We start from the raw sequence: 24767 nt of genomic DNA on the forward strand, positions 1-24767 counted from the left end.
CGTACTCGTCCAGTGATACACCTAGCCATTTTAGATGACTATGGAAAAGAATCAATATCTTGCTTTCATCTCCTTGTGGCGTAAAAACGCTTTAGGTGACTGAGCTAAGCGGCGATAGTAATTTTCAAACATTAAAATGTTCTGCACATACCCACGTGTTTCTTTGTAGGGAATCGCCTCAATGAAGGCAAATGGACCTAAGCGACCTTGAGTATCCCCTCTCCAACGCTTAACCCTTGTCGGCCCTGCATTATAGGCTGCTAGCGCAAATATACGATTGTCATCATAGCGATTCATCAGGCTTTCAAAATACCGACTACCAATCTCGATATTTTTACCCACATCATATAATTGCTTAGCATTAGAATAATCGAGTTGATATTTAGATGCCGTATGACGAGCGGTCGCAGGCATGATTTGCATAATACCACGAGCTCCCACAGGAGAGTGTGCTTCACTATCCAGTGCGCTCTCTTGGCGCGCGACTGACATTAACGTTAACGGCTCAATATCATGCTTTTCACCATAAAACTGGAACCACCACTGATGAGCTAATGGGAAACGTAATGAAAGATAATCCCATAACTGCGCTGAAATCGTTGCGCTAACGGTGAGGTGATACCAATGTTGTTGTAACGCGTAAGCCGCTAACATGGTTTTAGTTTTCTTAGGTACTCGTAATAGTAACCATGACCACTCACTTTTCGCAGCCGTGATTTTATCTTGCTGAATTAATTCATCAATACGCGCTAAAGCGACGTGATAATCTTTCACTGAATGAGGCTGATAAGTCAATGTACTCGTAGGAAACTTAACAGGTTGATTTAATAATTTAGCCGCGGCAACACTATAAAAATCTCGCTTCCCAAGCATGGCTTGTAGCTGTTTTTTCGCTTGAGCAGAATGCCCTTGCATCATGTCACTTCGCGCTTGCCAAAACTGCCAGCGTAACGTCTTTTGGTCTTTCTTAGGTAATAAGGAGATCCATACTTTGACACCTTTCCAATCAGCATGACGAATTGCAAAACGAATGCGTCGACTGATCAAGTGAGTATCATGACTCTGTGCAATGACATGATCGCGCCACTGGATCAAGGCGATATCGTCACTATCAAATAGCTGAGAAGCAATCCGTTTTTCCAGCCTATGGGCTTGGGAATCTGACCAAATCGATAATGCCTTACCTTGCTCTAGCTCATGTTTTGCTTGCTCGGGATCTCGTACTGCCAACTTTTTTAAAGCAAGCGTGAGTACTTGCTCTCGATGAGGTAAGTTGGGTAAGCGTTTCGCGACTGCGATGGCGTTCTCAGGATCGTCATAAAGCTCACGTACTGCTTGCCCTGCTGTCACCCATTTCGAGCCAGAAAATTGCCGAGCAAGATAGCTTAATAATTGTGACTGATGAGCACTAAACGCCAACAACATACGTTGATATATCAAATCATCACTACGCTGCCCAGCTGCGGCCCACTGTTTAAACAAATCATCACATGCATCTGAAATACTTTGTCCACTCAGCCACATTTTTTTGGCGCCTTGAAAAGCCGCTTGAGTATCACCCGTTTTTAACTTGGCATAGTAGTAATCACAGCGATATTTCTCCCCTGAAGGTTCATGCGTTTGAAATGCCAGCAATGTCTTCCATTTATGTTGCTCAGCCAACGCTGACAAATACGGTGCACTGATACGCCGTGAAAAAGGAAATTCACGATGACTATCAATAAAAGCACGCACAGTTACCGGTGATTTATCGCCAATCCCTACCAATAAGGTTCGATAGTCTAAATAAGGGGTTAATGGATACCCAACCAGCTTATGTCGAATATGCTTATATTTAGATACCTGCTCGTGATCTAACCAGTCTTGTGCTTGTTCATAGAGCTCACGTTGTTTGTCCAAAGACGGCTGAGCGTAGGCATTCACGCTCGCCACTGAATTCATCATAAAAAGTGAAAATACGACCCACACTTTTCGTTTTACTGCCGGATATAACGTCATGAGTTAAAGTTCCTACTCCATGCTTGCTGTGGACTGTTCATTACGCAAACTATCAAGGCAAATGTAAACCAGCAGGATGTAAAGTTGATGTAAGTAATTAGACAACTCACGTTTTTCTCTCTGTTAATCCGCTTAGTTCACATATTTTAACTAAGATATTAGTGCATTTCGTTAACAAGGAAAAAGCCTTCGCCCCGGTAACAAAAAATCTATGATTAGTATAGAATGACGGTTTTCATTTGAAAGAGTAGGAACGATCGGCAATGGCTGAATACGTATATACCATGTCTGGGGTGAGCAAAATTGTGCCACCCAAGCGACAAATCCTTAAAGACATCTCCTTAAGTTTTTTTCCAGGCGCTAAGATTGGTGTCCTTGGTCTAAACGGCTCAGGTAAATCCACTCTGCTACGCATCATGGCAGGGATCGATAATGAATTTGATGGTGAAGCACGTCCTCAACCAGGTTTGAATGTTGGCTACCTTCCGCAAGAACCGGTATTGGATGAGAGCAAGACGGTCCGTGAAATCGTTGAAGAAGCGGTGTCTGATGTGGCAGGAGCGTTGACCCGTTTAGATGAAGTCTACGCAGCTTACGCAGAACCTGACGCCGACTTTGATGCCCTTGCCAAAGAACAAGGTGAATTAGAAGCCCTTATCCAAGCCAAAGATGGCCACAACTTAGATAACGCTTTAGAACGTGCGGCTGACGCCCTGCGTCTACCTGAGTGGGATCAAAAAGTTGAACATTTATCAGGTGGTGAACGCCGTCGTGTTGCAATTTGTCGTTTATTACTAGAAAAACCAGACATGTTGTTGCTCGATGAGCCAACCAACCACTTGGATGCCGAATCTGTCGCATGGCTAGAGCGCTTCTTATGTGATTATACCGGTACCGTTGTTGCTATTACCCACGACCGCTACTTCCTCGATAATGCGGCGGGTTGGATCCTCGAGCTAGATCGTGGTGAAGGTATCCCATGGCAAGGTAACTATAGCTCGTGGCTAGAGCAAAAAGACGCTCGTTTACGCAATGAAGCCGCACAAGAAAAAGCGCATCAAAAAACGATTGAGAAAGAGCTCGAATGGGTTCGTCAGAATCCAAAAGGACGCCAATCTAAATCAAAAGCGCGTATGTCACGTTTTGAAGAGCTACAAAACAGCGAACATCAGAAACGTAACGAAACCAACGAACTCTTTATCCCGCCAGGTGAACGCCTAGGTGATAAAGTCGTCGACGTAAACAACTTAACCAAATCGTTCGACGGACGCGTATTAATTGATGACCTATCATTTAGTATGCCAAAAGGCGCCATTGTCGGTATTATCGGTGCTAACGGTGCAGGTAAATCAACACTATTTAAGATGCTAAGTGGTACAGAGAAGCCGGATTCAGGCTCGATTGATCTTGGGGAAACGGTTAAGCTGGCCTCTGTCGATCAGTTCCGCGATAGCATGAATGATAAAAACACCGTATTCGAAGAAATTTCCGAAGGCGCTGATATCATTCGCATTAATAACTTTGAAATTCCAGCTCGAGCCTATTGCTCACGCTTTAACTTCAAGGGTGTTGATCAACAAAAAATCATTGGCGAGCTATCAGGCGGTGAGCGTAACCGTGTTCACTTAGCCAAACTATTAAAATCAGGTGGTAACGTATTACTACTCGATGAGCCAACCAACGATTTGGACGTAGAAACTCTACGTGCCTTAGAAGAAGCATTGTTAGAATTCCCTGGCTGTGCCATGGTTATCTCACACGACCGCTGGTTCTTAGACCGTATCGCGACTCATATATTGGATTATCGTGATGAAGGGCAAGTGAACTTCTATGAAGGTAACTACACCGATTATATGGAATGGTTAAAAGCGACATTAGGTTCACAGGTGACGGAACCACATCGTGTGAAATACAAACGTATTACTAAGTAACTTTTTAATCGTATTAAGGGTGGCGTAAGTCGCCCTTTTATTTACACCAATCTTGATAATCTTTGCTATCCTCATTAGAACATCCTAACGAGTTGAATCAACATAATGGAAAAAGAAGAGTTTGTAAGAGTCACCTATCATGCACCTGTCACCTTACTGCAAGGGGATGAACTGAGCTTTAGTGGCCATATACAGGATATCTCTATTCATGGATTAATGATTGCGTGCCAGCCGCCGCAATCTTTAGATATCAATAAAGTGGTTGAAGTCGTTCTGATTTTGCCTGATACAGATATTGAAATTGATTTAAGTACAAAAGTAAAAGATATAGCCAGTGACTACATCAAGTTGGATGTCGATCATGTGGATATTGAAAGCTTAGCCCACTACAAGCGATTAGTAGAATTGAATATGGGTGATGATAAGCAATTCCATGAAGATTTAGAGCATTTGATCGAGCTGCCACCCCATAAATAAACGCCGCCATCGTCTCTCATGGCGGCGTCATTAACTAAAGCAACGCTTTCAGGAAAGTTAGTTAGCCTCGATGCACAGCGTCATGCGCATGCTTCAGCAGACTCTGACTTTCCTTCATAAACTGCTGAGAGTAATCACCAAACCAATCACTCACCGCATTAAATTGTTCAATAAAAGCGTGTCGATCTCCTTCCTGAATCAAACGTACCGATTCATTAAAGCTGACTTTATAGTTTTCAATCATCGCCAAATTCTCTGGGGAAGAAAGAATAATATCGCCGTAAAGATTAGGATCCTGTGCAAATAAGCGTCCAATCATAGCAAGCTCAAGACGGTATATAGGCGAGCTCAATTGTAATAGCTTTTGCACATCTGGTTTCACCTGTGACAAGTGAACACCATAGGCGTAAGTCGTAAAGTGTCGTAGCGCCTGAATCAAGGTCATACCATGATCATGGTCTTCCGCTGATACATCACAGACACTCGCCCCCCAAATGGCAAACTGCTCTAACAACCATTGATAAGCATCCACATCTCGCCCATTACAACACACAATCACTTGCTTAGCTAAACTTGGGACATCGGGTCCAAACATTGGATGTAAGCCGACAACAGGCCCTTTATGAATATTTAGCATTGCTTGTAACGGTTTAGTTTTGACAGACGTAAAGTCCGCTAAAATACAATCGTCAGGTAAACCACTTAGCTTAGCAATCACCGATTCAGTCAGATGAATGGGAACCGTGACAATCACCAATCCTGCACGACTTAAAATAGGGTCGGCGTTATCCCAATCATCACGTTCAATAATTTCAACGTTGTAGCCAGATAACCGGAACATTCTCGCAAATAATGAGCCCAGCTGTCCTTTGCCACCAATCAGTACTACAGAGCGTAACTGCGGTCGCAAACATTTGAAACCGGAGTCCTTTTCACTGGCATAAGACTCCCGCATGACACGACGTAACACATCTTCAATTAATTGTGGAGGTACGCCCTGTCGTGTGGCTTCTTCACGGCGTGATGCCAGCATAGCCGCTTCTCTATCCGGTGCATAAATAGGCAAGCCATGCTCGCTTTTAACCTTCCCCACCTCTTCAACTAAGGATAATCGTTGCGCAAGCAAATCGACAATTTGCTTATCAACGCTGTCAATTTTATCTCGTAATTCATTCAGTTCCACGGCCATGGGACTACCCTTATTCGTTGTCTAAACGCGCTTTTAAGAACGGAGCAAGTTCAGAATGGGCGCGAGTGAGTAATTGCTCAGTATCTTGCCAATTAATACATGCATCGGTAATTGAAACACCATAGTCCATTTCATCAAATGGTAAGTCTGCGGACTGATTACCTTCATTGATATGGCTTTCAATCATTAAACCAATAATGGAACGATTCCCTTGAATAATTTGGGTAAAGGCATCTTGGGCAACCAAAGGCTGTCGACGGTAATCTTTACATGAATTCGCATGACTACAATCAATCATAAGTGAAGCATCTAACTTCGCTGCCGCCATTTCCTGTTCACATTCTGCAACTGAAACAGAATCGTAATTGGTCTGCTTACCGCCACGTAAAATGACATGACCATTTTGGTTACCTCGTGTCGTTAATAACGACACCTGTCCTTCACGACTAATGCCCATAAAGCGATGGCTAGACGAAGCGGCTTTCATCGCATTAATCGCAGTAGCAAGACTGCCGTCAGTGCCATTTTTAAAACCAATTGGCATAGATAAACCACTGGCCATTTCACGGTGAGTTTGTGATTCAGTTGTGCGAGCACCAATCGCAGCCCAACTAAAGGTATCAGACAAATACTGAGGGCTGATTGGGTCTAACGCCTCAGTTGCAAGTGGAATCTCCATTTCAGCTAAATCCACCAGCAATTGACGCCCAACATGTAAACCATGCTCAATATCAAAGGTATCATTAAGATGTGGGTCATTAATCAACCCCTTCCATCCCACCGTGGTTCTTGGTTTTTCAAAGTACACACGCATGACTAAAAATATTTCATCGCTAATGGTTTCTGATAACGCTTTTAAACGACGGGCATAATCTTTTGCGGCTTCGGTATCATGAATAGAGCAAGGTCCACACACGACCAATAAACGGTGATCACGTTTATGAATAATATCAGCAACCGTTTGGCGCGATTGACGAATAAAGCGACGGGCGTTGTCACTCAACGGGATTTTTTCTTTCAACACATCCGGTGTAATCAGAATATCTTCTTCCACGATATGGATATCGCTTAGCTCGCTCTTTTTCATTACCACATACCTGTAATTTTTTTTTTACACATACAATTCATTATGTATGGCCTTAACCTTGATATATAAGTTAACAGGCTTATCGAACAATTCAAGTGTACATTTATAAAAACATTTAATGTACAGTTTTGTTTACACCCATCCTAACTTTCTGCGCCCTAGACAAGTAACGCTTCCATCGAGCGTACTGCATCATTCCATAAACGAGAACGCATCAAATCGTCACGTGATACTTGTTGAGTTTTTCTTAATTGAGAGGCGTTCTCAACACATTGAATGGTTAAACCATCAAGAACATTGACCGCAGCCTCTCGATCATTACACACTAATACCATGTCACACCCCGACTTCAGTGCCTGTTGTGCTCGAACCACGGGCCCCCCCATGATTTGTGCACCTTTCATACTTAAGTCATCCGAAAACACAATTCCAGAAAAATTCATTTCTTGGCGTAGTACCTGCTTAAGCCAATACTCAGAACCACTGGCTGGCGCAGAGTCATAAGAAGAATAAATCACATGAGCGGGCATCATAGCGTCTAACAATCCTGACTCAATTTGATGGCGAAAAATCGCCAAATCATCGGCGATCGAACGGCGTTCATCATAAGGAGTCTCTAAGTGAGAATCAGCAATCACGGCGCCGTGACCTGGGAAATGCTTACCTGTTGTTGCCATACCCGCCGATTTCATGCCACGCATGAAAGCTGAGCTATAGGTAATCACCGACGATAGCGTTTCTCCAAAGGCTCGAGTACCAATCGCTTGACACTCATACCCTTTATCCAACACTGGAGCGAAACTTAAATCAATATCATGAGCAATCAGCTCCATTGCCATCAACCAGCCTGCTTGCTCGGCTATATACTCACCATGCTGCGCATGTTGATACTGTTGCGCTGCTGGAATTAAAGAGAATCCCTCTTTAAAACGCTGCACGCGCCCACCTTCTTGATCAACCCCAATTAGAATCGGCCGCCCTGCGGCACGACGAATACTGGCAGTCAATGCGCTCAATTGATCGTTATCGTAATAGTTACGTGCAAATAAAATAACACCCCCCACTGTCGGGTGCGCCAGAATCTCTTTTTCTTCATTATCTAATTCGTATCCCGACACGTCTAACCAAAGCGGCCCCATGCTATCTCCTTGTTTATTAAAATTACGCTCCACTCACTGACAACACGCGATGAGTGATAACATTAGGTTATAAACTATGCTCGTAAACCTTATCAAGAGCAACAGTCCACCATTATCTGGGGTAACTATTGTGACGATAGGTCTGTTCGGAGTATACAATGGCAAGCAAATATTAGGTAAATATGACGAAGGATTGACTATGTCTAAGCGTGCTTTTTATATCGGTATTATGTCAGGAACCAGCCTTGATGGCATTGATGTCGCGTTAGTTGATGTTCAATCGAAGCGCGTACAGCTAATCGACGCACTTGAATACCCTATTCCTCAACAACTGCGTAGTACGTTATTATCTATCGCGAGTAATCAAGCGACAACCATTGAACAAATAGGCGACGCCGATCATCAACTCGCCGCGTTATATGCCACAGCCGTCAACCAACTGTTAGCACGTACAGCGCTAACCTCCAAAGATATTCAAGCTATCGGGTGCCACGGACAAACCGTTTTTCATCGCCCCAACCATGCTCACCCATTTACTTGTCAGTTAGGTGATGCGAATTTATTAGCGATAAAAACAGGGATAAAGACCGTTGCAGACTTTAGACGTAAAGACATGGCGCTCGGTGGTCAAGGGGCGCCACTGGTTCCCGCATTCCATCATTTTTTGTTCGGACAACACGATGCGACCACAGTGATTGCTAATATCGGAGGCATTGCTAATATTTCCGTATTAACCCCAGAACAAACTCTGGGCTACGATACGGGGCCTGGCAATATGCTGATGGACGCGTGGTGTTTGGCTCACCAAGGTAAGCACTATGATGCCAATGCACAATGGGCGAAAACGGGTCAAATAATCCAACCGCTGCTTAGCAAGCTCAAACATGATCGCTACTTTTCCTTGGCCGCGCCTAAAAGCACCGGACGTGAATACTTCCATTTAGACTGGCTGCGGCCATTACTCTCGCCATACGACGATCCTGCTGATGTACAACGTACCTTATGTGAGCTTACCGCACAGACTCTTGCAGAAGCCGTTGACCGACATCAATTTGGGCAATCCCCCGTACTATATCTATGTGGCGGTGGCGCGCATAATCCTTTACTAGTAGAAAGGATTCAGGCGGCTCTGCCTAACTGGCATATGACAACGACGTCACAACACGGTGTCGATAGCGACTTTATGGAGGCGATGGCATTCGCTTGGCTCGCACAGCGACGCCTACACAACTTACCGAGTAATTTACCTAGTGTCACTGGCGCTTGTCGCTTTGCATCATTAGGCGTAATTTATACTGCAGATTAACCTTAGGAGCCGTTCATTTATGACTAACGATGCGTTACTTTCCGCTTTGTCACACTTAGTATCAGAAACCCGTAATCCTGATACCATGGATATCGATACTTTAAACTCATTCGACGTCGTATCCCGTCTTAACCAACAAGATAAATTGGTTCCTTTGGCAATAGAGCAAGAACTGCCTAACATTGCCCATGCCGTCGATATTATCACTAATGCATTTAAGCAAGGTGGACGCTTAGTGTATCTTGGCGCTGGTACCAGCGGACGATTAGGCGTACTTGATGCGGTAGAGTGCCCACCAACTTTTAGTGTCAGTGATGATATGGTAATAGGGTTAATCGCTGGCGGGAAAGAAGCGATGTTTAAGGCTCAAGAAGGCGCTGAAGACTCCCTAGTACTTGGCGAGGAAGAACTCAAACGTATTCGTTTTTCAGACAAAGACGTCCTCGTCGGCATTGCCGCCAGTGGACGAACTCCTTACGTGATTGGTGCAATTGATTATGCGAACCGCATTGGCGCGAAAAGCATTGCACTATCTTGCAACCCGGACAGCCCTATTGCCGAGATCGCTCACGTTGCTATATCTCCGGTAGTCGGTCCTGAAGCACTCACAGGCTCAACACGATTAAAGTCAGGAACCGCCCAAAAATTGGTACTCAATATGCTAACAACCGCCAGTATGATTGGCTTGGGGAAGAGCTATCAAAACCTGATGGTTGATGTAAAGGCCACCAATAAAAAGCTCGAAGCTCGTGCTGCTCGCATTGTCATGCAAGCGACTGACTGCAGTGAAAAAGAGGCAAAAAATCTTTTAGAACACAGTCACAATAATGCAAAAGCGGCTATTTTAATGCACCTTACAGGGATTAGCTTTCAAGAAGCGGATGAAAAATTGCGCGACGCAGAAGGATACTTACGCCGCGCAATTTCAGAAGAATGATAACGCGTTATGCGTTATCTTTTTCTAGTGCTGCCTGACCGTTGCCGGTGGTGGAGGATTTACCGCCGGTCATCAGTGAAACAACAATATCTCCTGTTTGCGGATCAAAAGACGAAATGTCATGGCACATTTTAATACGGCCTTTCGCATTCACTAAGAACAGCGGCAAAAAGTAACGATCTTTGTGCTGCAGTAAATAATCTTGATACGTAAAGGCTTCGCTCAATTTAGTGTGTTTGATCTCGCCACCTTGATTCATCAGGCTGGCGAGTTTTTTATAGCTAACTTCGCCACCTAAGAACGGTAAACCATGATATTCCTGAGCCACGTTATGCTTGTCGGTTGGATCCGCTTTGACTTTATCATGAAGGCAGAATACACGCGTTTCACCAAAGTCTGATAAGAACTGCATACAAGACATAGCATTAAAATGCTTATCCGCCGTTAGCGCCACCACATGACCAATACCAATTAAGTTAAGATAGTTATCCGCATGACTAGAGTTGGGGTTACCATAGTAGTACTCCAATCCCATCATGCGGGCTTGGCGAATGTAATCCCAGTTAGAATCGGTCACTACCACACGACAGTCATATTTACGAATCGCCTGACCAAGCTGTCTTGCGATATCATTGGCACCAATAATAAGAAAACCTTTCGGTGCGGGTTCTGCAACTTTTAGCCATACGGCTATTGGGCGCGCCGTTGCGCTCTGCAACACCACAGTCCCAATAATAACCATAAAGGTCAAAGGCACTAGTAGACTCGCCCCACTTACCTCTAAATTAGTTAATTTAATCGCAAATAACGCCGAAATCGACGCGGCGACAATACCGCGCGGAGCGACCCAAGATAAAAACAATTTATCTTTGAAGGTCAACTTACTACCAATCGTCGTCACAAAAATGGACACAGGCCTAGAGACTAATTGCATAAAGACAAATAAGCCCAATGCCCCCCAACTAAAGATCGTGAAATCTTCAGGATCAATACGCGCTGCGAGTAAGATAAATAATCCCGAGATAAGTAAAACGGTGAGGTGTTCTTTAAAGTGTAAAATATGTCGAATATTGACGCCTTTTGCATTCGCCAACCACATTCCCATCACGGTCACAGTTAACAAACCAGACTCAGACTCTAATGCGTTCGATAATGAAAACACACCTAGAACAATACTTAGTACGGCAAACGGCTGTAAATAAACGGGGAGCATACGACGACGTAAGGCGAATGCAACAAAAGCACCAGAGACCGCACCGATAATTAAACCAATCATCAGAATCATAGCCAAGACGTGTAAGCTATGTGCTTCACTACTCGACACCAAAAACTCATAGATCATTACCACGAATAACGCGCCTAATGGATCAATAAGAATGCCTTCCCAGCGTAGGAAGTTAGAAAGTCTGGTATTCGGCCGTACTGTACGTAATAAGGGCACAATCACAGTTGGACCGGTGACAACTGTCAAGCTACCAAACAGTAATGCCATCGCCCAATCTAGTCCCATAAAGTAATGAGTTGCGGTACTCGTTAATCCCCAAGAGATAAGCGCACCAAAAGTGACAATACTCCAGACTGTATGGCTCACCCCACGGATCTCTTTAAAGTTGAGCGTTAAACTCCCTTCAAATAAGATCACTGCGACAGCCAAAGAAATCAGCGGAAATAGTAAATCTCCCATCAGTTCTTGAGGATGTAACACACCAGCTATAGGACCAACAACAATACCAGCGATTAATAGAAATAAAATAGCAGGCAAGCGTAATCGCCATGCTAACCATTGGCATAGCAAACCCACGATACCAATACCGGCTACCGACAATGCAATCAATTCTCCGTGCATCATCACTCCTTGAAATTTTTAATAGTTATTGATTATAGTCGCGCCAGCCGCGCTGCCATTCCATACGAAATTTTTGACCTGATTTTTTATGATCGCACACACCTTGATACTGCTGTCCGTTTAATCCCATTTGATAGGCTCTGTCTGGATTACAGTATTGCTCTAATCCTGCCGCATATCCTGAGTCATACTCAGATTCTTTTCCTGCACCTAAACTCGACAATGTCGAATGTGAGCGTTCATCATTGCCTCGGATCGCATCTTTAAATCCTAACTGATACCAATCACTATGCGCAGGCTGATCCATAGCACTGCTTGAACAGCCCGCCAATAACAGGGCTAATACACCGATACTTATTTTCATTAACAACCTTGCCTCGATAAACATGGGCTTATCTATTATGAAACGCCAACCAAAAAGGGACGTATTTTGGTTAGTGTATCGTTTTATCAAAAGCTAGACTGCAAAAAAAACCAACGATATCGTTAAAAAGCACTTCAATTGTTAATCGCTCACATTAAATAACAACATTATTAACATTATTGAAACATTTTCGCATAATGAATGACGATAACAGAGCGTGACATAACGAAAAAGGCTCCTGTTCAGGAGCCTTTGTATCGCCTAATCCTATAAGACTAGTCTACTTGTCTGATTTGTAATTCTTTAGGGACCTCAAAAACCATATTTTCTTCACGTCCAAGCACTTCTTCTACCTGATCGGCACCACAATCTTTAATACGCTGTAAAATTTGGTTAACCAAATCTTCAGGAGCAGAGGCTCCTGCCGTGATACCAACACGCTCAACCCCTTCAAACCACTCTTCTTTAATGTCTTCGCTACTATCCGTTAAATAGCCGGGTGTCCCTAACTTTTCAGCCAACTCTTTTAAACGCGTGGAGTTTGATGAATTTTTTGACCCGACCACAATCATCATATCGACTTGGCTGGCCATGATTCTGACCGCATCTTGGCGGTTTTGAGTGGCATAACAAATGTCATCTTTACGTGGGCCTTGAATATCAGGAAAAACCTCACGCAAGCGATCAATTACATCGGCCGTTTCATCCACTGATAATGTCGTTTGACTGACATAGTGTAAATTCTGAGGATTTTTCACGGTAGCCACAAGCTTCTCGACATCTTGAGTGGTTTCAACCAAGTACATGCCGCCTTCTGAGCTCATGTACTGCCCCATCGTACCTTCCACCTCAGGATGCCCGGCATGCCCAATTAATACCACCTCCATATGCTTACGGCTCGCACGAGCCACTTCCATATGAACTTTGGTTACTAATGGACAGGTTGCATCAAAGACCGTGAGCTCGCGCGCTTGAGCTTTTTTACGTACAGCTTGCGACACACCGTGAGCGGAAAAAATAACGATATTATTATCTGGAACTTCATCTAGCTCTTCGACAAATACCGCTCCGCGCTGCTTTAAACCTTCTACCACAAAGCGGTTATGTACGACTTCATGACGGACATAAATAGGCGGTTGATACAGTTCTAAGGCACGCTCAACAATGCTAATGGCTCTATCAACACCGGCACAAAAGCCACGTGGGTTAGCTAATAATATTTTCATTTTTTCGCTCATGGATAAGTTAATCGCTCAATATTCTACGCGAAGTTAGTCGACAGATAAAATGTCCACTTCAAAAGTCACATCTTGTCCCGCTAGTGGGTGATTGAAATCGACCGTCACAGATTCACCAGAGATATTTTTTATAATCCCCGGATACTCCTGACCGTCAGGCCCCGAGAATGCCATAATTGTACCGACTTCCACATTGGCATCACCCATAAACTTGGTGCGGTCCATATGCTGGATATTATCAGGATTAGGCTCACCAAACGCGTCTTTCGCGGCTAATGGAATCGCTTGGCTATCCCCCGCTTTAAGACCAATAAGATGTTGTTCAAAGTTCTCGCTAATATTGCCGTCACCAATAACAAACTGTGCAGGTTTACCTAGATTATGCGTACTGTCCGCTACAGATCCATCGCTTAATTTAATGGAGAAATGCAGGGTAACGGTGGAACATTGTGAAATTTCGCTCACGAGATGGTGTCCTTACTTATCAAATAGATGGAATGACAGGGTGAAAACTTATACGTTTCTAACAAAAAGCGCCACCCGAATCAACGGATAGCGCTTTGGGATATGACTGAAAGAGCAGAAACTCTATTGCTGTTTTTTAACAAAAAAACCTTCTAAAACAATCATAACTGCTCCAACACAAATCGCGCTATCGGCTAAATTAAATGCTGGCCAATGGTAATTCCCCCAATGTACATCGAGATAATCAATCACGAAACCATGCACAATGCGATCAAATACATTGCCGACAGCTCCGCCGACAATCAATGCATAGGCAATATTGCCCCACTTTTCACTCGCATTTGAACGGCGCATTGAGAAAATCAGAAAAGCCACAACAGCGAAAGCAATGGCACTAAATAACCACCGTTGCCAACCAGCTTGATCACTCAAAAAGCTGAACGCTGCACCGAAATTATGCACGTAAACAAAATTGAAAAATGGTAATACTTCAAGTCGATGTTCCCATCCATAATTCATCGTATTCATCACAAAATATTTAATACCAATATCAGCGATGAAAACCAGTAACGCCAGCCCTAGCCAGCGTATTCCTGATTGTTTTAGCGTTATTGCTTGTTTTGTCATATCACTATCTTTCTTTATGCGTAATGACGAATTTCGCCATCACCTTCAATGTTCGATACACAACGACCACAAATAGTCTCATGACCTTTAATAGTGCCAACATCCGATGAATGGTGCCAACAACGATCACACTTCTCTGCATCCATCTTAATCACGTCAACAAACAGACCCTCTAAGTCGGTGGCTTGTGCGGTATCAGTTTTATCTGCTAATGGTTTAACGACCGCAGATGACGTTATTAATACAAAACGCAGCTCATTATCGAGCTTATTAAGTGCCGTTATTGTTGCGTCATCAGCAAATAACACAACTTGCGCTTGTAGAGAGCCGCCGATAACTTTCTCATTACGGGCATTTTCAAGTAGCTTATTGACCGCACCACGAATGTGCTGAATTTGTCCCCAAAACTCATCATCCAACTCGGCGCCTTCTTCTAGACCAAACAAGCCGTCGAACCACTCTTCAGCAAACACAAATCGACCACGATCTTCGCCATTGGCTTGCTTAACTGGCATCTCATTCCAGATTTCATCGGCAGTAAACGACATGATTGGTGCCATCCAACGCACTAATGCTTCGACAATATAATACAATGCGGTTTGGCAGCTGCGTTGTGCGTGGCTACCAGGCTTAGCGGTGTATTGACGGTCTTTCGTTACATCTAGGTAGAATGAACCCATTTCAATGGAACAGAAATGCATCAAACGCTGTACAACATTATGCATGTTGTACTCACTGTACGCTTTCACGATCTCTTCTTGTGCAGCAAGAGCACGACTTACCGCCCAGCGATCCAAAGCAACCATCTCATCAGCAGGAACAATATCTGTCGCCGGATTAAAGCCATTCAAGTTGGCGAGAAAGAAACGTGATGTATTACGAATACGGCGGTATGAATCAGCACTACGCTTGAGAATTTCATCTGACACTGCCACTTCACCAGTATAATCGGTTGAAGAGACCCATAGACGTAGAATATCCGCGCCTAATTTATTGGTCACATCTTTTGGCGCAACGACGTTACCAACAGATTTCGACATCTTACGGCCACTACCATCAACGACAAAACCGTGCGTTAATACTTCTTTATACGGCGCTTTTGCTTTTGTCGCGACAGAGGTAATCAATGAAGACTGGAACCAACCACGATGTTGATCTGACCCTTCAAGATAAAGATCAGCTTCATTGCCGGCAAATTCTTCACGATTATCTACGACAGCATAATGCGTAACACCAGAGTCAAACCATACATCAAGTGTGTCTAAAACTTTGTCGTACTTATCAGCGTCATCACCGATTAAGTCTTTCGCTTCCACATCCCACCATGCTTGAATGCCTTTCTCTTCAACAAGAGTGGCAACCTTTTCAATCACTTCTAGTGATTTAGGGTGTAGCTCAGCGGTTTCTTTATGGACAAATAAGGCAATTGGCACCCCCCAGGTACGCTGGCGAGAAATACACCACTCAGGGCGACCTTCAATCATACCTTCAATACGGCTTTGACCCCATTCAGGCATCCAATGAACGCCTTTAATTGCTTCTAAAGCTTGGTTACGCAATCCATTTTTATCCATCGACACAAACCACTGTGGTGTCGCACGGAAAATGATCGGCGTTTTATGGCGCCAACAATGTGGGTAGCTATGCTCAAACTCTTCGTGATGAAGTAGCGCGCCCTTTTCTTCAAGCAATGCAACAACATTAGGGTTAGCTTTAAATACATGCTGACCTGCAAAGTGTTCTGTATCAGGTAAATATACACCATTTGAACCCACAGGATTTGCCACTTCAAGGCCATACTGTGTGCCCACAGAAAAGTCTTCTTGACCATGACCAGGGGCGGTATGCACCACACCCGTACCTGATTCGGTGGTCACATGTTCACCCAGTACCACCGGTACACTCATATCTAAGTATGGGTGACGGAATTGTTGTAGCTCCAGATCCGCGCCTTTCGCATACCCCAGTGCATGAAACTCTGTGATACCAGCACGTTTCATGACATCATCAGCAAGTTCTGTCGCGACAATGATACGCTCTGGCTTATCACCTGCAACTTGCAGTAACACGTATTCAAGATCATCACGCATACATACCGCACGGTTGGCAGGCATAGTCCAAGGCGTTGTTGTCCAAATCACAACAGAGATATCGCCGTCACCTTGTGCGCCGTCAAACGTAAACTTCTCTAATAGCGCTGATTCATCAGCAGCTTTAAAGCGAACATCAATCGATGGAGAGACTTTATTTTGATATTCAACTTCTGCTTCTGCTAACGCTGAACCACAATCGGTACACCAGTGCACAGGCTTAAAGCCTTTGTGTAGGTGACCATTGTCAGCAATTTTACCCAGAGCACGAATAATGTTCGCTTCCGTTGTAAAATCCATCGTACGATATGGTTTTTCCCAATCGCCTAAGATCCCCAAACGTTTAAAGCTCGCTTTTTGACCTTCAACTTGACCCGCTGCGTATTCACGACATTTTTCGCGAAACTCTGCAGCCGTCAGTTTTTTGCCTGGTTTACCAAATTTCTTCTCTACCATCAGTTCAATAGGAAGACCGTGGCAATCCCAACCAGGAACATAAGGGGCATCAAATCCTGACAAGGTTTTGGATTTAATAATAATGTCTTTAAGAATCTTGTTCAGGGCGTGCCCCATGTGAATATCACCGTTGGCATAAGGAGGGCCATCGTGTAATACAAAAGATTTTTTGCCTTTTTTCGCTTTACGGATCGCACCGTAAAGGTCTTCTTGATACCAACGCTCAAGCATCTCTGGTTCACGTTTAGCCAGGTTACCGCGCATCGGAAACCCTGTTTCAGGTAAATTCAGGGTATCTTTATACTCACTCATCGATTCTTAATTCCGTTGTGTTGGGCGAAGTTAGACATTATGTTGAAAGGATTAATTAACCAATCAACCCTTTAGCTGACGCAGCCACACCCTCGCGGCATCAGCATCCAATTCAATTTGTTGTTTTAGTGCATCGAAAGATTCAAATTTCACTTCATCGCGTAGCTTATGACGTAAAATAACGTCAAGTTGTTTGCCATATAGATTGCCATGATAATCGAATAAATGCACTTCGAGCTGTTTACGCACACCGCTAACCGTTGGCCGCTGCCCAACATTGGCAACACCACCGATTAGAGAAGTACCGAGCCCTTGCACTTCAACGACATACACACCATTTACCGGTGATACCATACGTTTAAGTGGCACATTAGCGGTCGGAAAACCTATCGTTCTCCCCAATTTCCGACCATGGGAAACTTTACCACTAATGCTAAATGGTCTGCCTAGCATCTGCTGAGCAGAGGTTAAATCATCATTGGCTAATGCCTCGCGTATCGCCGTACTGCTGACACGCGAGTCATTCAAGCAAAAGCTTTGTGTGCTGACCACTTCAAAACCAAATTGCTTCCCGGCCGCTTGCAACATTGCAAAATTACCGCTGCGATTACGGCCAAAACAAAAATCATCACCAACGACTAGAAACTTAACACCGAGACGTTTAACCAACAAGTCGCGGATAAAGCTATCCGCCGATAATGAAGCAAAGCGATGATTAAAGTTCACACACAAAAGACGATCGATACCCAACTTGTCAAGCTGAGTATATTTATCTCTTAGGCGTGTTAAACGAGCTGGCGCCCGTTCTTTGGCAAAAAGCTCTAAAGGCTGTGGCTCAAACGTCATGGCCACTGAGTCCAAATTCAACTGTTTCGCTTGTTGCGAAACCTGGCGTAGCACTTGCTGGTGCCCTAAATGAACACCATCAAAGTTACCTATAGTGACAACACACCCATGATGATGTGGTTGAATATTGTGTATACCACGAACGAATTCCATTGGAATATGTTTAACACCTACTTTCTGATTGCTTATGCATAAAACTGGCGGATTATACCCTAAAGTGCATTAATCTGTCGTTGTTTTTAGATCTTTTAAGCGTACGCCTAATAGCAAACTCGCCACAATATAAACACATGCACCACCAGCAATGAGACTAAGCAGCATAACAACCCTCTGAACAAAAGACCATGTCAACCATACTGCGGTGTCATCAAGTGCCCATAATACGGCGGCAACCATCATCCCACCAGCCAAGAATAAACGAACCATAAAGATAATCGTTTTGCGCGTCACTTTATACACACCCTGTTTATGCAAACCTTGATACAAAAGCGCCATATTAATAAAGGCAGAGCTTGCAGTTGCAATCGCTAAGCCAATGTAACCATAAAAGTACGCAAAAATAGCATTGAGTACCATATTACTGATCATCGCGATGATCCCATAACGAACTGGCGTTTTAGTATCTTGCCTTGAGTAGTAACCTGGCGCCAATATTTTTATTAACATAAAGTTAAGCAAACCGCCCGCGTAGGCCAGTAAAGATAAAGACGCTTGGTGGACATCTTCTGGTGCAAACGAGCCACGCATGAATAACACCATAATCATAGGTTTTGCTAATACCATTAAACCAAGCATTGCTGGGACACCTAATAACGTCACCATACGTACCCCCCAATCCATGGTCTGTGAAAACCCAAGCGGCTCCGCGTCCACATGTTTACGAGATAATGCAGGTAAAATAACCGTTGCAATGGCAATACCAAACAATCCGAGTGGGAACTCTAATAAACGATCAGAGTAATAAAGCCAACTAATTGAGCCTGTTTGTAAAAAGCTCGCGATAAACGTATCGAACAACAAATTAATTTGACTCACCGAAACCCCAAACAAAGCCGGTATCATTAAAGTGCGGATTTTTTTTACACCTGGATCGTTCCACCCCCATTGAGGGCGCGCCAACATGCCAGCCTTCAATAGAAATGGCAGTTGAAACACAAATTGCACCAGACCACCAGCAAGCACCCCTATGGCTAAGCCAATCTCAGGTTGCGCCATATGTGGAGCCACAAATAAGGCACAACTAATGATCATGACGTTCAGAAACACTGGCGTAAACGAGGATACCGCAAACCGTCCCATGGTATTGAGTATGGCTCCGGATAAAGCCACAAAAGTGATAAACCATAAATAAGGGAAGGTAATTTTCAAGACGAGACTCGCTAGCTCAAATTTATACGCTGCCGGGCCTCCGTGTAACCAATCGATAAACCACCCTGCGCCAAAAATCGCCGTGACCACGCTCGAGCCGAGCACACCTAATAACGTTACGACTGAGACAATGACACCCAACGTGCCCGATGCCTTAGCGATCAAGTCACGTGTTTTTGTCATATCGCCACTGGCATGATACTCAGTTAAAACAGGGACAAAAGCTTGTGAAAATGCCCCTTCGGCAAATAAGCGGCGTAAAAAGTTAGGGATTTTATTGGCAAAGAAAAAAACATCCGCACTCGCACCTGCCCCCATCAAGTTAGCAACAACCACGTCCCTAACTAACCCTAAAACCCGTGAAATCAACGTCATAGCACTTACAATCATGCCAGACTTGAGCAAGCGTCTACTCACAGCAACCTCGAAATTATCCGTTAAAATCGTATTATCTACTCAAGAAAAGTCAGAATGTCAGTTCATGCACAGATAAGTATTAGCATTGGAAAAAAAATACTGTTAGAATCCACGCCATCTTAACCGCGAAGCTCTTCTGAATCCAAATTTGTTTGGTCTAGATGGGTTTTTGCACATATCATTTGACATTTGAGTGCAAATGAGGGATATTTCCGTCCCTTAAATTGTCACCGAACTAAAGTTTTGGGAGTTAGACCCTTGGCAAATAACAAATCTGCTAAGAAGCGCGCTATCCAATCTGAAAAACGTCGTCAGCATAATGCTAGCCGTCGTTCAATGATGCGCACTTACATGAAAAAAACTGTTGCTGCTATCGCTGCAGGCGATAAAGAAGCTGCAACTACTGCATTCGCTGCAGTAACACCTATCCTTGACCGCATGGCGACTAAAGGCCTTATTCATAAGAATAAAGCTGCCCGTCATAAGTCTCGTTTCTCTGCAGCAATCAAAGCTCTTTAATAGATATTTGATTCTACAGCGATAAAAACCGGCATTAGCCGGTTTTTTTTTACCTATCATTTCAAAAAATGGCGCATTATCTAAAATGCACCACTCCTCTCTTACTCATCACAGTACAAATTATGTAAAACCGTCATGATTGAATGCACCTTATTACCTGTCAAAGTGTAATAAACTGTTTGTGCTTCTTTACGAGTTGCTACCAACCCATCTCGTCGTAACCAGGCTAAATGTTGCGATAGCGCAGATTGACTCAGTTGCAATTTTTCGCACAACTGACCGACAGATAACTCCTGTTTGTGTAACGAACACAAAATCTGTAAGCGGCGTTCATTCGCCATTGCCTTCAGTAAGATAACGGCTTCCGCTGATTTTTCTTCTATTTCTTGTAGGTTCATTAGTAAAAAAGCCTCTTAGGACAATTATTTATATTCCTCAGTTCATTAGGCTGCTATACCTGAAGACACACTTCATAAGCCTCTTCATCACCTCAAATAGTGTTTATATTTAATAGAGGAGAGAAAAAACGATACACATTCTAGAACATATTAAAAACCACCATTAGGTCATTTACTCTATTATTAATGGTGATTGATCGCGATATTAATCGATTTGTTAAAATGAATAAATAAATTAATCGAATAAATTATTAAAATGAGCCTGACACACATTTTTTACCGCTGGATGCTGAATCATCCTTTCAGCAAATATGACATAATATTCTTCTTTAAGTTCCTCAATTTGATCTATTTTATGCAAAGGAATATGGCTATCCCATTCATGTGAATAAAAATTTGGCGCGAGAAAAATGGTATTAGGATGATAACGTGCAAATGCATTCATTAATGCGGCGTCATCAAACTCTCCAAGAATATTGGGCTGCACACCTTTACTTTCAAACCACTGATGAACCTTGCGGCCCATGGCAGTGCGGCTTCCGGGGATAAGGATTTTATAATCGTGCAAAATTTGGGTCAGTGACTGAGCACGCATCGGCGTAATGGAAAATAGGCTCATCGTACTTTCCCCCAGTTTTTTACTGAACAATCCTGGGCTCTGTCCTGAATCCACCGGACAGTCAGAAAGAATCATATCCAGCTTATGCTGCGAGAGTTGCTCCAATAACATATCGTGAGTCGACTCAAAACAGCGTAGGTGAATACTTTGGTCTTCAGGTAGGGTAGTGCCTAATATTTTACTGACTAAGCGCTTAGAAAGCGAATCAGCGACCCCTACATCAAACAACAAGTTGGATTGTTGGCTGTAATTCACAATGTCCATCATCTCATAGCTCAACCCAAACATGCGATCGGCGTATTGATAGATCAGCTGGCCTAACTCTGTCGGCTCAACACTACGGCCATTACGTTTAGTTAACTTACCTTTCATACGTTCTTCAAACGATTTAATTTGTCCTGTCACTGTTTGAGGCGTTAAGCACAGCGCATCAGCTGCTTTCGTAATAGAGCCTTGTTTGCAAACCATCCAGAAATAATAAAGATGGTTATAATTAAGATGCGACATTTATAAATCTTCCGGCTTATATTATTCGTACACAAACAATATTTCATTGAAACAAAAGTGTCATAATAAATAAAATATTGTCTTCTTATTTTAAATAATAAAAAAGCGCCATAAAGGCGCTTTTTTATACAGAGAATGGATATCGTATGGGATCATGATGGTTATAACCTGTGACACTAAAGTCATCAAGTGTTACCCATGTTTCTAAATCTTCCAGAGATTGAATCTCAGGATTAATATGAAACTCGGCCATCCCTAATGGTTCACGCGTTAACTGAACATCACGCATTTGTGGCAATTGATCTTCGTAAATATGCGCATTGACAATTTTATGGTATGCCTTACCTGGCTTTTTACCCGTAATTTGCGCCATTAATGCCAAAAATACATAGACTTGGACCATATTAAAGTTCAAACCTAGCGGGACATCGCAAGAACGTTGAGTACTATTTAAGTGCAATGTATCACCCAGCAACGAAAAATGATGACTGTACATACAAGGTCGTAGACATCCCATATGAAACTCACCAGGATTGTAGAAATTAAGGATTTCTCCTCGATCATCCACACCACGAGTTAAATCATCAACAATTTTTTTCAATTGATCAATATGGCCGCCATCAGGTTTCGCCCATGCTCGGCCTTGTACGCCATACACACGGCCCATATCGTCTTCGCCTTTACGATAAGGATTATTTAACCATGCATCATTAAGGTTTGAGTTAGCATCCCACGTTTTTGTTCCCAGCTTACGAAAGTCAGCTGCATTATCATAGCCACGAATGTAGCCAAGTAATTCAGCTACAGCCGACTTCCAAAAGCTTTTACGCGTGGTGACCAGAGGAAACTGGTTCATGCCAACATCGTAGGTTAAATCAGCATTGATAACCGTAAGGCAACGTTTGCCAGTTCGTTCATTTTCGATCCACTGACCTTGGTCAACAATTCTCTGGCAAAGCTCTAAATACTGTTTCACTTTCCTACCTTACTTCTGAATAACACTGTCTTTGTAGACACCGCGTTTATAGGACCAAACAATCAATAACAAGCCAATAAGGATCATTGGTATTGATAAGATTTGTCCCATTGAGATCACCCCATCAAACAAGCCAAGTTGTGGATCTGGTTGACGGAAGAATTCAACAAAGGAGCGGAATATACCATAGAGCATAAGAAAGAGACCAGATACCGAGCCTAAAGGTCGCGATTTACGTACAAAGATATTCAGTACAATTAATAGCACAACCCCTTCTAACAAAAATTCATACAGTTGGGATGGATGACGAGGAACAGGACCACCACCAGGAAAAATCATCGCCCATGGCACGTCCGTAACGCGTCCCCATAGTTCACCATTAATGAAATTACCTAGACGGCCCGCTCCTAACCCAAAAGGAACCAATGGGGCGACAAAATCCGCAATACTAAAGAATGAGCGATTATGTTTACGCCCATACAAGAACATCGCGGTAATAACGCCAAGCAAACCACCATGAAAAGACATGCCCCCCGTCCACACTTCGAATAAATACAGAGGGTTAGCTAAAAAGAGATCGAGGTTATAAAATAAGACATAGCCAATACGCCCACCAATCACAACACCAAGAAAACCGGCGAATAATAAATCAGAGACTTGGTCTCGGTTCCATCCACTGCCTGGTTTATCTGCTCGGCGATTGGCTAACCACATCGCGAAGAGAAAACCGAGAAGGTACATCAAACCGTACCAACGAATTGCAACAGGTCCAATGGACACTAGAATTGGATCAAAATCAGGGAAATGAAAGTAGCCTTGCGACATAATGAGCTTCTCTTAACGTTTTTATTGTTTACTAATGCAATAACATGCTTGCCGAAACAAACATGAGAAAAATAGAAAACACTTTTTTAAGTGTGGATGTTGATAAACGCACGGCCAATTTAGCGCCAATACGTGTGGTAAATATTGATGTTGAAGCAATCGCGAATAATGCAGGTAAGTATACATATCCTATGCTGTATTGAGGTAAACCTTTCACTGCAAAACCGTGCACAATAAACCCCACCATACCCGATAAAGCAATGACAAAACCACAAATGGATGAGGAACCGACCGCTTTACGCATTTCTACGCCATGACGATTCAAAAATGGCACAGATAACGACCCCCCACCGATTCCAGCCAAACTGGATATAATACCAATGCCACCTCCCCACAATGTCGTAATGATTGCGCTTGGCAGCGCACCTTTCGATTGTGTATTAATCGAGAGGTACATCTTGATGGCGAGTAAAAGCACAATTACGCCAAATATTTTAGGTAAATATTGGTTGGGTATCCAATCGGCAATCGTCGCTCCCAAAAAACCGCCGCCAATCACGCCAGGCATCAACCACTTTACCGCGTAAAAATCGACATTGCCTAACTTAAAGTGGCTTAATGCTGAAGAGGCCGACGTCACAATAATAGTCGCAAGCGACGTCGCTAATGCAAGCTGTATGACAATTTTTTCAGAAATTCCAGCATATGGCAGTATAAACATTAAGGCTGGAACAACAACAAGCCCTCCTCCGATGCCTAGTAAGCCAGCGAGAAGCCCAACAAATGCGCCTACTATCAGCAGCACAATCAATAATTCAATACTCACATTT

Annotated in this window: 22 protein-coding genes; 5 read left to right on the plus strand and 17 right to left on the minus strand. The window is 43.4% G+C overall.

Going from position 1 to position 24767, the window contains the following annotated elements:
• Positions 1-51: 51 nt before the first annotated feature.
• Positions 52-1998 carry a murein transglycosylase gene (gene sltY / locus OCU30_RS09660; protein ID WP_077315667.1) on the minus strand — a complete coding sequence of 649 codons (1947 nt, stop codon included), beginning with the start codon at positions 1996-1998 and terminating at the stop codon, positions 52-54.
• A gap of 263 nt (positions 1999-2261) precedes the next feature.
• On the opposite strand from sltY, the gene ettA reads away from it, so the two are divergent.
• Positions 2262-3929 carry an energy-dependent translational throttle protein EttA gene (gene ettA / locus OCU30_RS09665; protein WP_077315668.1) on the plus strand — a complete coding sequence of 556 codons (1668 nt, stop codon included), beginning with the start codon at positions 2262-2264 and terminating at the stop codon, positions 3927-3929.
• A gap of 105 nt (positions 3930-4034) precedes the next feature.
• Positions 4035-4406 carry a PilZ domain-containing protein gene (locus OCU30_RS09670; RefSeq protein ID WP_077315669.1) on the plus strand — a complete coding sequence of 124 codons (372 nt, stop codon included), beginning with the start codon at positions 4035-4037 and terminating at the stop codon, positions 4404-4406.
• Positions 4407-4467: 61 nt separating this feature from the next.
• Here the strand turns inward: OCU30_RS09670 and tyrA are convergent, their stop codons facing one another.
• The 3 genes from tyrA to nagZ all read right to left on the minus strand — a co-directional run bounded on the left by tyrA (position 4468) and on the right by nagZ (position 7821).
• Positions 4468-5595: a bifunctional chorismate mutase/prephenate dehydrogenase gene (gene tyrA / locus OCU30_RS09675; RefSeq protein WP_077315670.1), complete on the minus strand. Its 1128-nt coding sequence runs from the start codon at positions 5593-5595 to the stop codon at positions 4468-4470.
• A gap of 10 nt (positions 5596-5605) precedes the next feature.
• Positions 5606-6682: a 3-deoxy-7-phosphoheptulonate synthase gene (locus OCU30_RS09680; RefSeq protein WP_077315671.1), complete on the minus strand. Its 1077-nt coding sequence runs from the start codon at positions 6680-6682 to the stop codon at positions 5606-5608.
• A 158-nt stretch (positions 6683-6840) separates the two neighbouring features.
• Positions 6841-7821, minus strand: a complete 981-nt coding sequence (nagZ, locus tag OCU30_RS09685) for a beta-N-acetylhexosaminidase (protein WP_077315672.1) — start codon at positions 7819-7821, stop codon at positions 6841-6843.
• 199 nt (positions 7822-8020) lie between these two features.
• On the opposite strand from nagZ, the gene OCU30_RS09690 reads away from it, so the two are divergent.
• Both OCU30_RS09690 and murQ read left to right on the plus strand, forming a co-directional pair.
• Entirely contained in the window at positions 8021-9127 is a 1107-nt protein-coding gene (locus OCU30_RS09690; RefSeq protein WP_077315673.1) for an anhydro-N-acetylmuramic acid kinase, read from the plus strand.
• Positions 9128-9146: 19 nt separating this feature from the next.
• A complete protein-coding gene (gene murQ / locus OCU30_RS09695; RefSeq protein WP_077315674.1) occupies positions 9147-10064 on the plus strand; it encodes an N-acetylmuramic acid 6-phosphate etherase in 918 nt (305 codons plus the stop codon).
• Between the two features lie 7 nt (positions 10065-10071).
• Here murQ and OCU30_RS09700 read toward each other — a convergent pair whose 3' ends face one another.
• From OCU30_RS09700 to murJ, 8 genes are all read right to left on the minus strand, one after another.
• Positions 10072-11910, minus strand: coding sequence for a cation:proton antiporter (locus OCU30_RS09700; RefSeq protein ID WP_077315675.1), 1839 nt, complete (start codon positions 11908-11910; stop codon positions 10072-10074).
• 25 nt (positions 11911-11935) lie between these two features.
• On the minus strand, positions 11936-12274 hold the full coding sequence (locus OCU30_RS09705) for a DUF2799 domain-containing protein (RefSeq protein WP_083730723.1): 339 nt from the start codon (positions 12272-12274) through the stop codon (positions 11936-11938).
• 275 nt (positions 12275-12549) lie between these two features.
• The gene (gene ispH, locus OCU30_RS09710) at positions 12550-13512 is read right to left on the minus strand and encodes a 4-hydroxy-3-methylbut-2-enyl diphosphate reductase (RefSeq protein WP_077315676.1); all 963 of its coding nucleotides are present in this window, start codon (positions 13510-13512) and stop codon (positions 12550-12552) included.
• Positions 13513-13545: 33 nt separating this feature from the next.
• Positions 13546-13977 carry an FKBP-type peptidyl-prolyl cis-trans isomerase gene (gene fkpB / locus OCU30_RS09715; RefSeq protein WP_077315677.1) on the minus strand — a complete coding sequence of 144 codons (432 nt, stop codon included), beginning with the start codon at positions 13975-13977 and terminating at the stop codon, positions 13546-13548.
• Positions 13978-14100: 123 nt separating this feature from the next.
• Positions 14101-14604, minus strand: coding sequence for a signal peptidase II (gene lspA, locus OCU30_RS09720; RefSeq protein ID WP_077315678.1), 504 nt, complete (start codon positions 14602-14604; stop codon positions 14101-14103).
• A 14-nt stretch (positions 14605-14618) separates the two neighbouring features.
• Complete coding sequence (gene ileS / locus OCU30_RS09725) at positions 14619-17462, minus strand: isoleucine--tRNA ligase (RefSeq protein WP_077315679.1); 2844 nt, start codon at positions 17460-17462, stop codon at positions 14619-14621.
• A gap of 63 nt (positions 17463-17525) precedes the next feature.
• Positions 17526-18461, minus strand: a complete 936-nt coding sequence (gene ribF, locus OCU30_RS09730; RefSeq protein WP_077315680.1) for a bifunctional riboflavin kinase/FAD synthetase — start codon at positions 18459-18461, stop codon at positions 17526-17528.
• 69 nt (positions 18462-18530) lie between these two features.
• Positions 18531-20093: a murein biosynthesis integral membrane protein MurJ gene (gene murJ / locus OCU30_RS09735; RefSeq protein ID WP_077315681.1), complete on the minus strand. Its 1563-nt coding sequence runs from the start codon at positions 20091-20093 to the stop codon at positions 18531-18533.
• Positions 20094-20351: 258 nt separating this feature from the next.
• Here murJ and rpsT point away from each other — a divergent pair, with 258 nt between their 5' ends.
• A complete protein-coding gene (rpsT, locus tag OCU30_RS09740; protein WP_077315682.1) occupies positions 20352-20612 on the plus strand; it encodes a 30S ribosomal protein S20 in 261 nt (86 codons plus the stop codon).
• A gap of 101 nt (positions 20613-20713) precedes the next feature.
• Here the strand turns inward: rpsT and OCU30_RS09745 are convergent, their stop codons facing one another.
• The 5 genes from OCU30_RS09745 to OCU30_RS09765 all read right to left on the minus strand — a co-directional run bounded on the left by OCU30_RS09745 (position 20714) and on the right by OCU30_RS09765 (position 24763).
• Entirely contained in the window at positions 20714-21010 is a 297-nt protein-coding gene (locus tag OCU30_RS09745) for an ArsR/SmtB family transcription factor (RefSeq protein WP_077315683.1), read from the minus strand.
• Positions 21011-21245: 235 nt separating this feature from the next.
• Positions 21246-22136, minus strand: coding sequence for a transcriptional activator NhaR (gene nhaR / locus OCU30_RS09750; protein ID WP_077315684.1), 891 nt, complete (start codon positions 22134-22136; stop codon positions 21246-21248).
• Positions 22137-22260: 124 nt separating this feature from the next.
• Positions 22261-23112, minus strand: a complete 852-nt coding sequence (locus tag OCU30_RS09755) for a thymidylate synthase (protein ID WP_077315685.1) — start codon at positions 23110-23112, stop codon at positions 22261-22263.
• A gap of 9 nt (positions 23113-23121) precedes the next feature.
• A complete protein-coding gene (gene lgt / locus OCU30_RS09760; protein WP_077315686.1) occupies positions 23122-23937 on the minus strand; it encodes a prolipoprotein diacylglyceryl transferase in 816 nt (271 codons plus the stop codon).
• Between the two features lie 31 nt (positions 23938-23968).
• Entirely contained in the window at positions 23969-24763 is a 795-nt protein-coding gene (locus OCU30_RS09765; protein WP_077315687.1) for a sulfite exporter TauE/SafE family protein, read from the minus strand.
• Positions 24764-24767 lie beyond the last annotated feature (4 nt).

The sequence above is a fragment of the Vibrio palustris genome (genome assembly GCF_024346995.1).
Taxonomy (GTDB): domain Bacteria; phylum Pseudomonadota; class Gammaproteobacteria; order Enterobacterales; family Vibrionaceae; genus Vibrio; species Vibrio palustris.

What these genes read in the sequence shown, in the direction of transcription:
- ribF (WP_077315680.1), bottom strand. Translation starts at nt 18,461, where the DNA reads ATGGAATTCGTTCGTGGTATACACAATATTCAACCACATCATCATGGG.
- OCU30_RS09745 (WP_077315683.1), bottom strand. Translation starts at nt 21,010, where the DNA reads ATGAACCTACAAGAAATAGAAGAAAAATCAGCGGAAGCCGTTATCTTA.
- nhaR (WP_077315684.1), bottom strand. Translation starts at nt 22,136, where the DNA reads ATGTCGCATCTTAATTATAACCATCTTTATTATTTCTGGATGGTTTGC.
- nagZ (WP_077315672.1), bottom strand. Translation starts at nt 7,821, where the DNA reads ATGGGGCCGCTTTGGTTAGACGTGTCGGGATACGAATTAGATAATGAA.
- OCU30_RS09705 (WP_083730723.1), bottom strand. Translation starts at nt 12,274, where the DNA reads ATGAAAATAAGTATCGGTGTATTAGCCCTGTTATTGGCGGGCTGTTCA.
- OCU30_RS09670 (WP_077315669.1), top strand. Translation starts at nt 4,035, where the DNA reads ATGGAAAAAGAAGAGTTTGTAAGAGTCACCTATCATGCACCTGTCACC.
- lspA (WP_077315678.1), bottom strand. Translation starts at nt 14,604, where the DNA reads ATGACAAAACAAGCAATAACGCTAAAACAATCAGGAATACGCTGGCTA.
- OCU30_RS09690 (WP_077315673.1), top strand. Translation starts at nt 8,021, where the DNA reads ATGTCTAAGCGTGCTTTTTATATCGGTATTATGTCAGGAACCAGCCTT.
- sltY (WP_077315667.1), bottom strand. Translation starts at nt 1,998, where the DNA reads ATGACGTTATATCCGGCAGTAAAACGAAAAGTGTGGGTCGTATTTTCA.
- ileS (WP_077315679.1), bottom strand. Translation starts at nt 17,462, where the DNA reads ATGAGTGAGTATAAAGATACCCTGAATTTACCTGAAACAGGGTTTCCG.
- ispH (WP_077315676.1), bottom strand. Translation starts at nt 13,512, where the DNA reads ATGAGCGAAAAAATGAAAATATTATTAGCTAACCCACGTGGCTTTTGT.
- OCU30_RS09700 (WP_077315675.1), bottom strand. Translation starts at nt 11,910, where the DNA reads ATGCACGGAGAATTGATTGCATTGTCGGTAGCCGGTATTGGTATCGTG.
- lgt (WP_077315686.1), bottom strand. Translation starts at nt 23,937, where the DNA reads ATGTCGCAAGGCTACTTTCATTTCCCTGATTTTGATCCAATTCTAGTG.
- OCU30_RS09680 (WP_077315671.1), bottom strand. Translation starts at nt 6,682, where the DNA reads ATGAAAAAGAGCGAGCTAAGCGATATCCATATCGTGGAAGAAGATATT.
- ettA (WP_077315668.1), top strand. Translation starts at nt 2,262, where the DNA reads ATGGCTGAATACGTATATACCATGTCTGGGGTGAGCAAAATTGTGCCA.
- tyrA (WP_077315670.1), bottom strand. Translation starts at nt 5,595, where the DNA reads ATGGCCGTGGAACTGAATGAATTACGAGATAAAATTGACAGCGTTGAT.
- murQ (WP_077315674.1), top strand. Translation starts at nt 9,147, where the DNA reads ATGACTAACGATGCGTTACTTTCCGCTTTGTCACACTTAGTATCAGAA.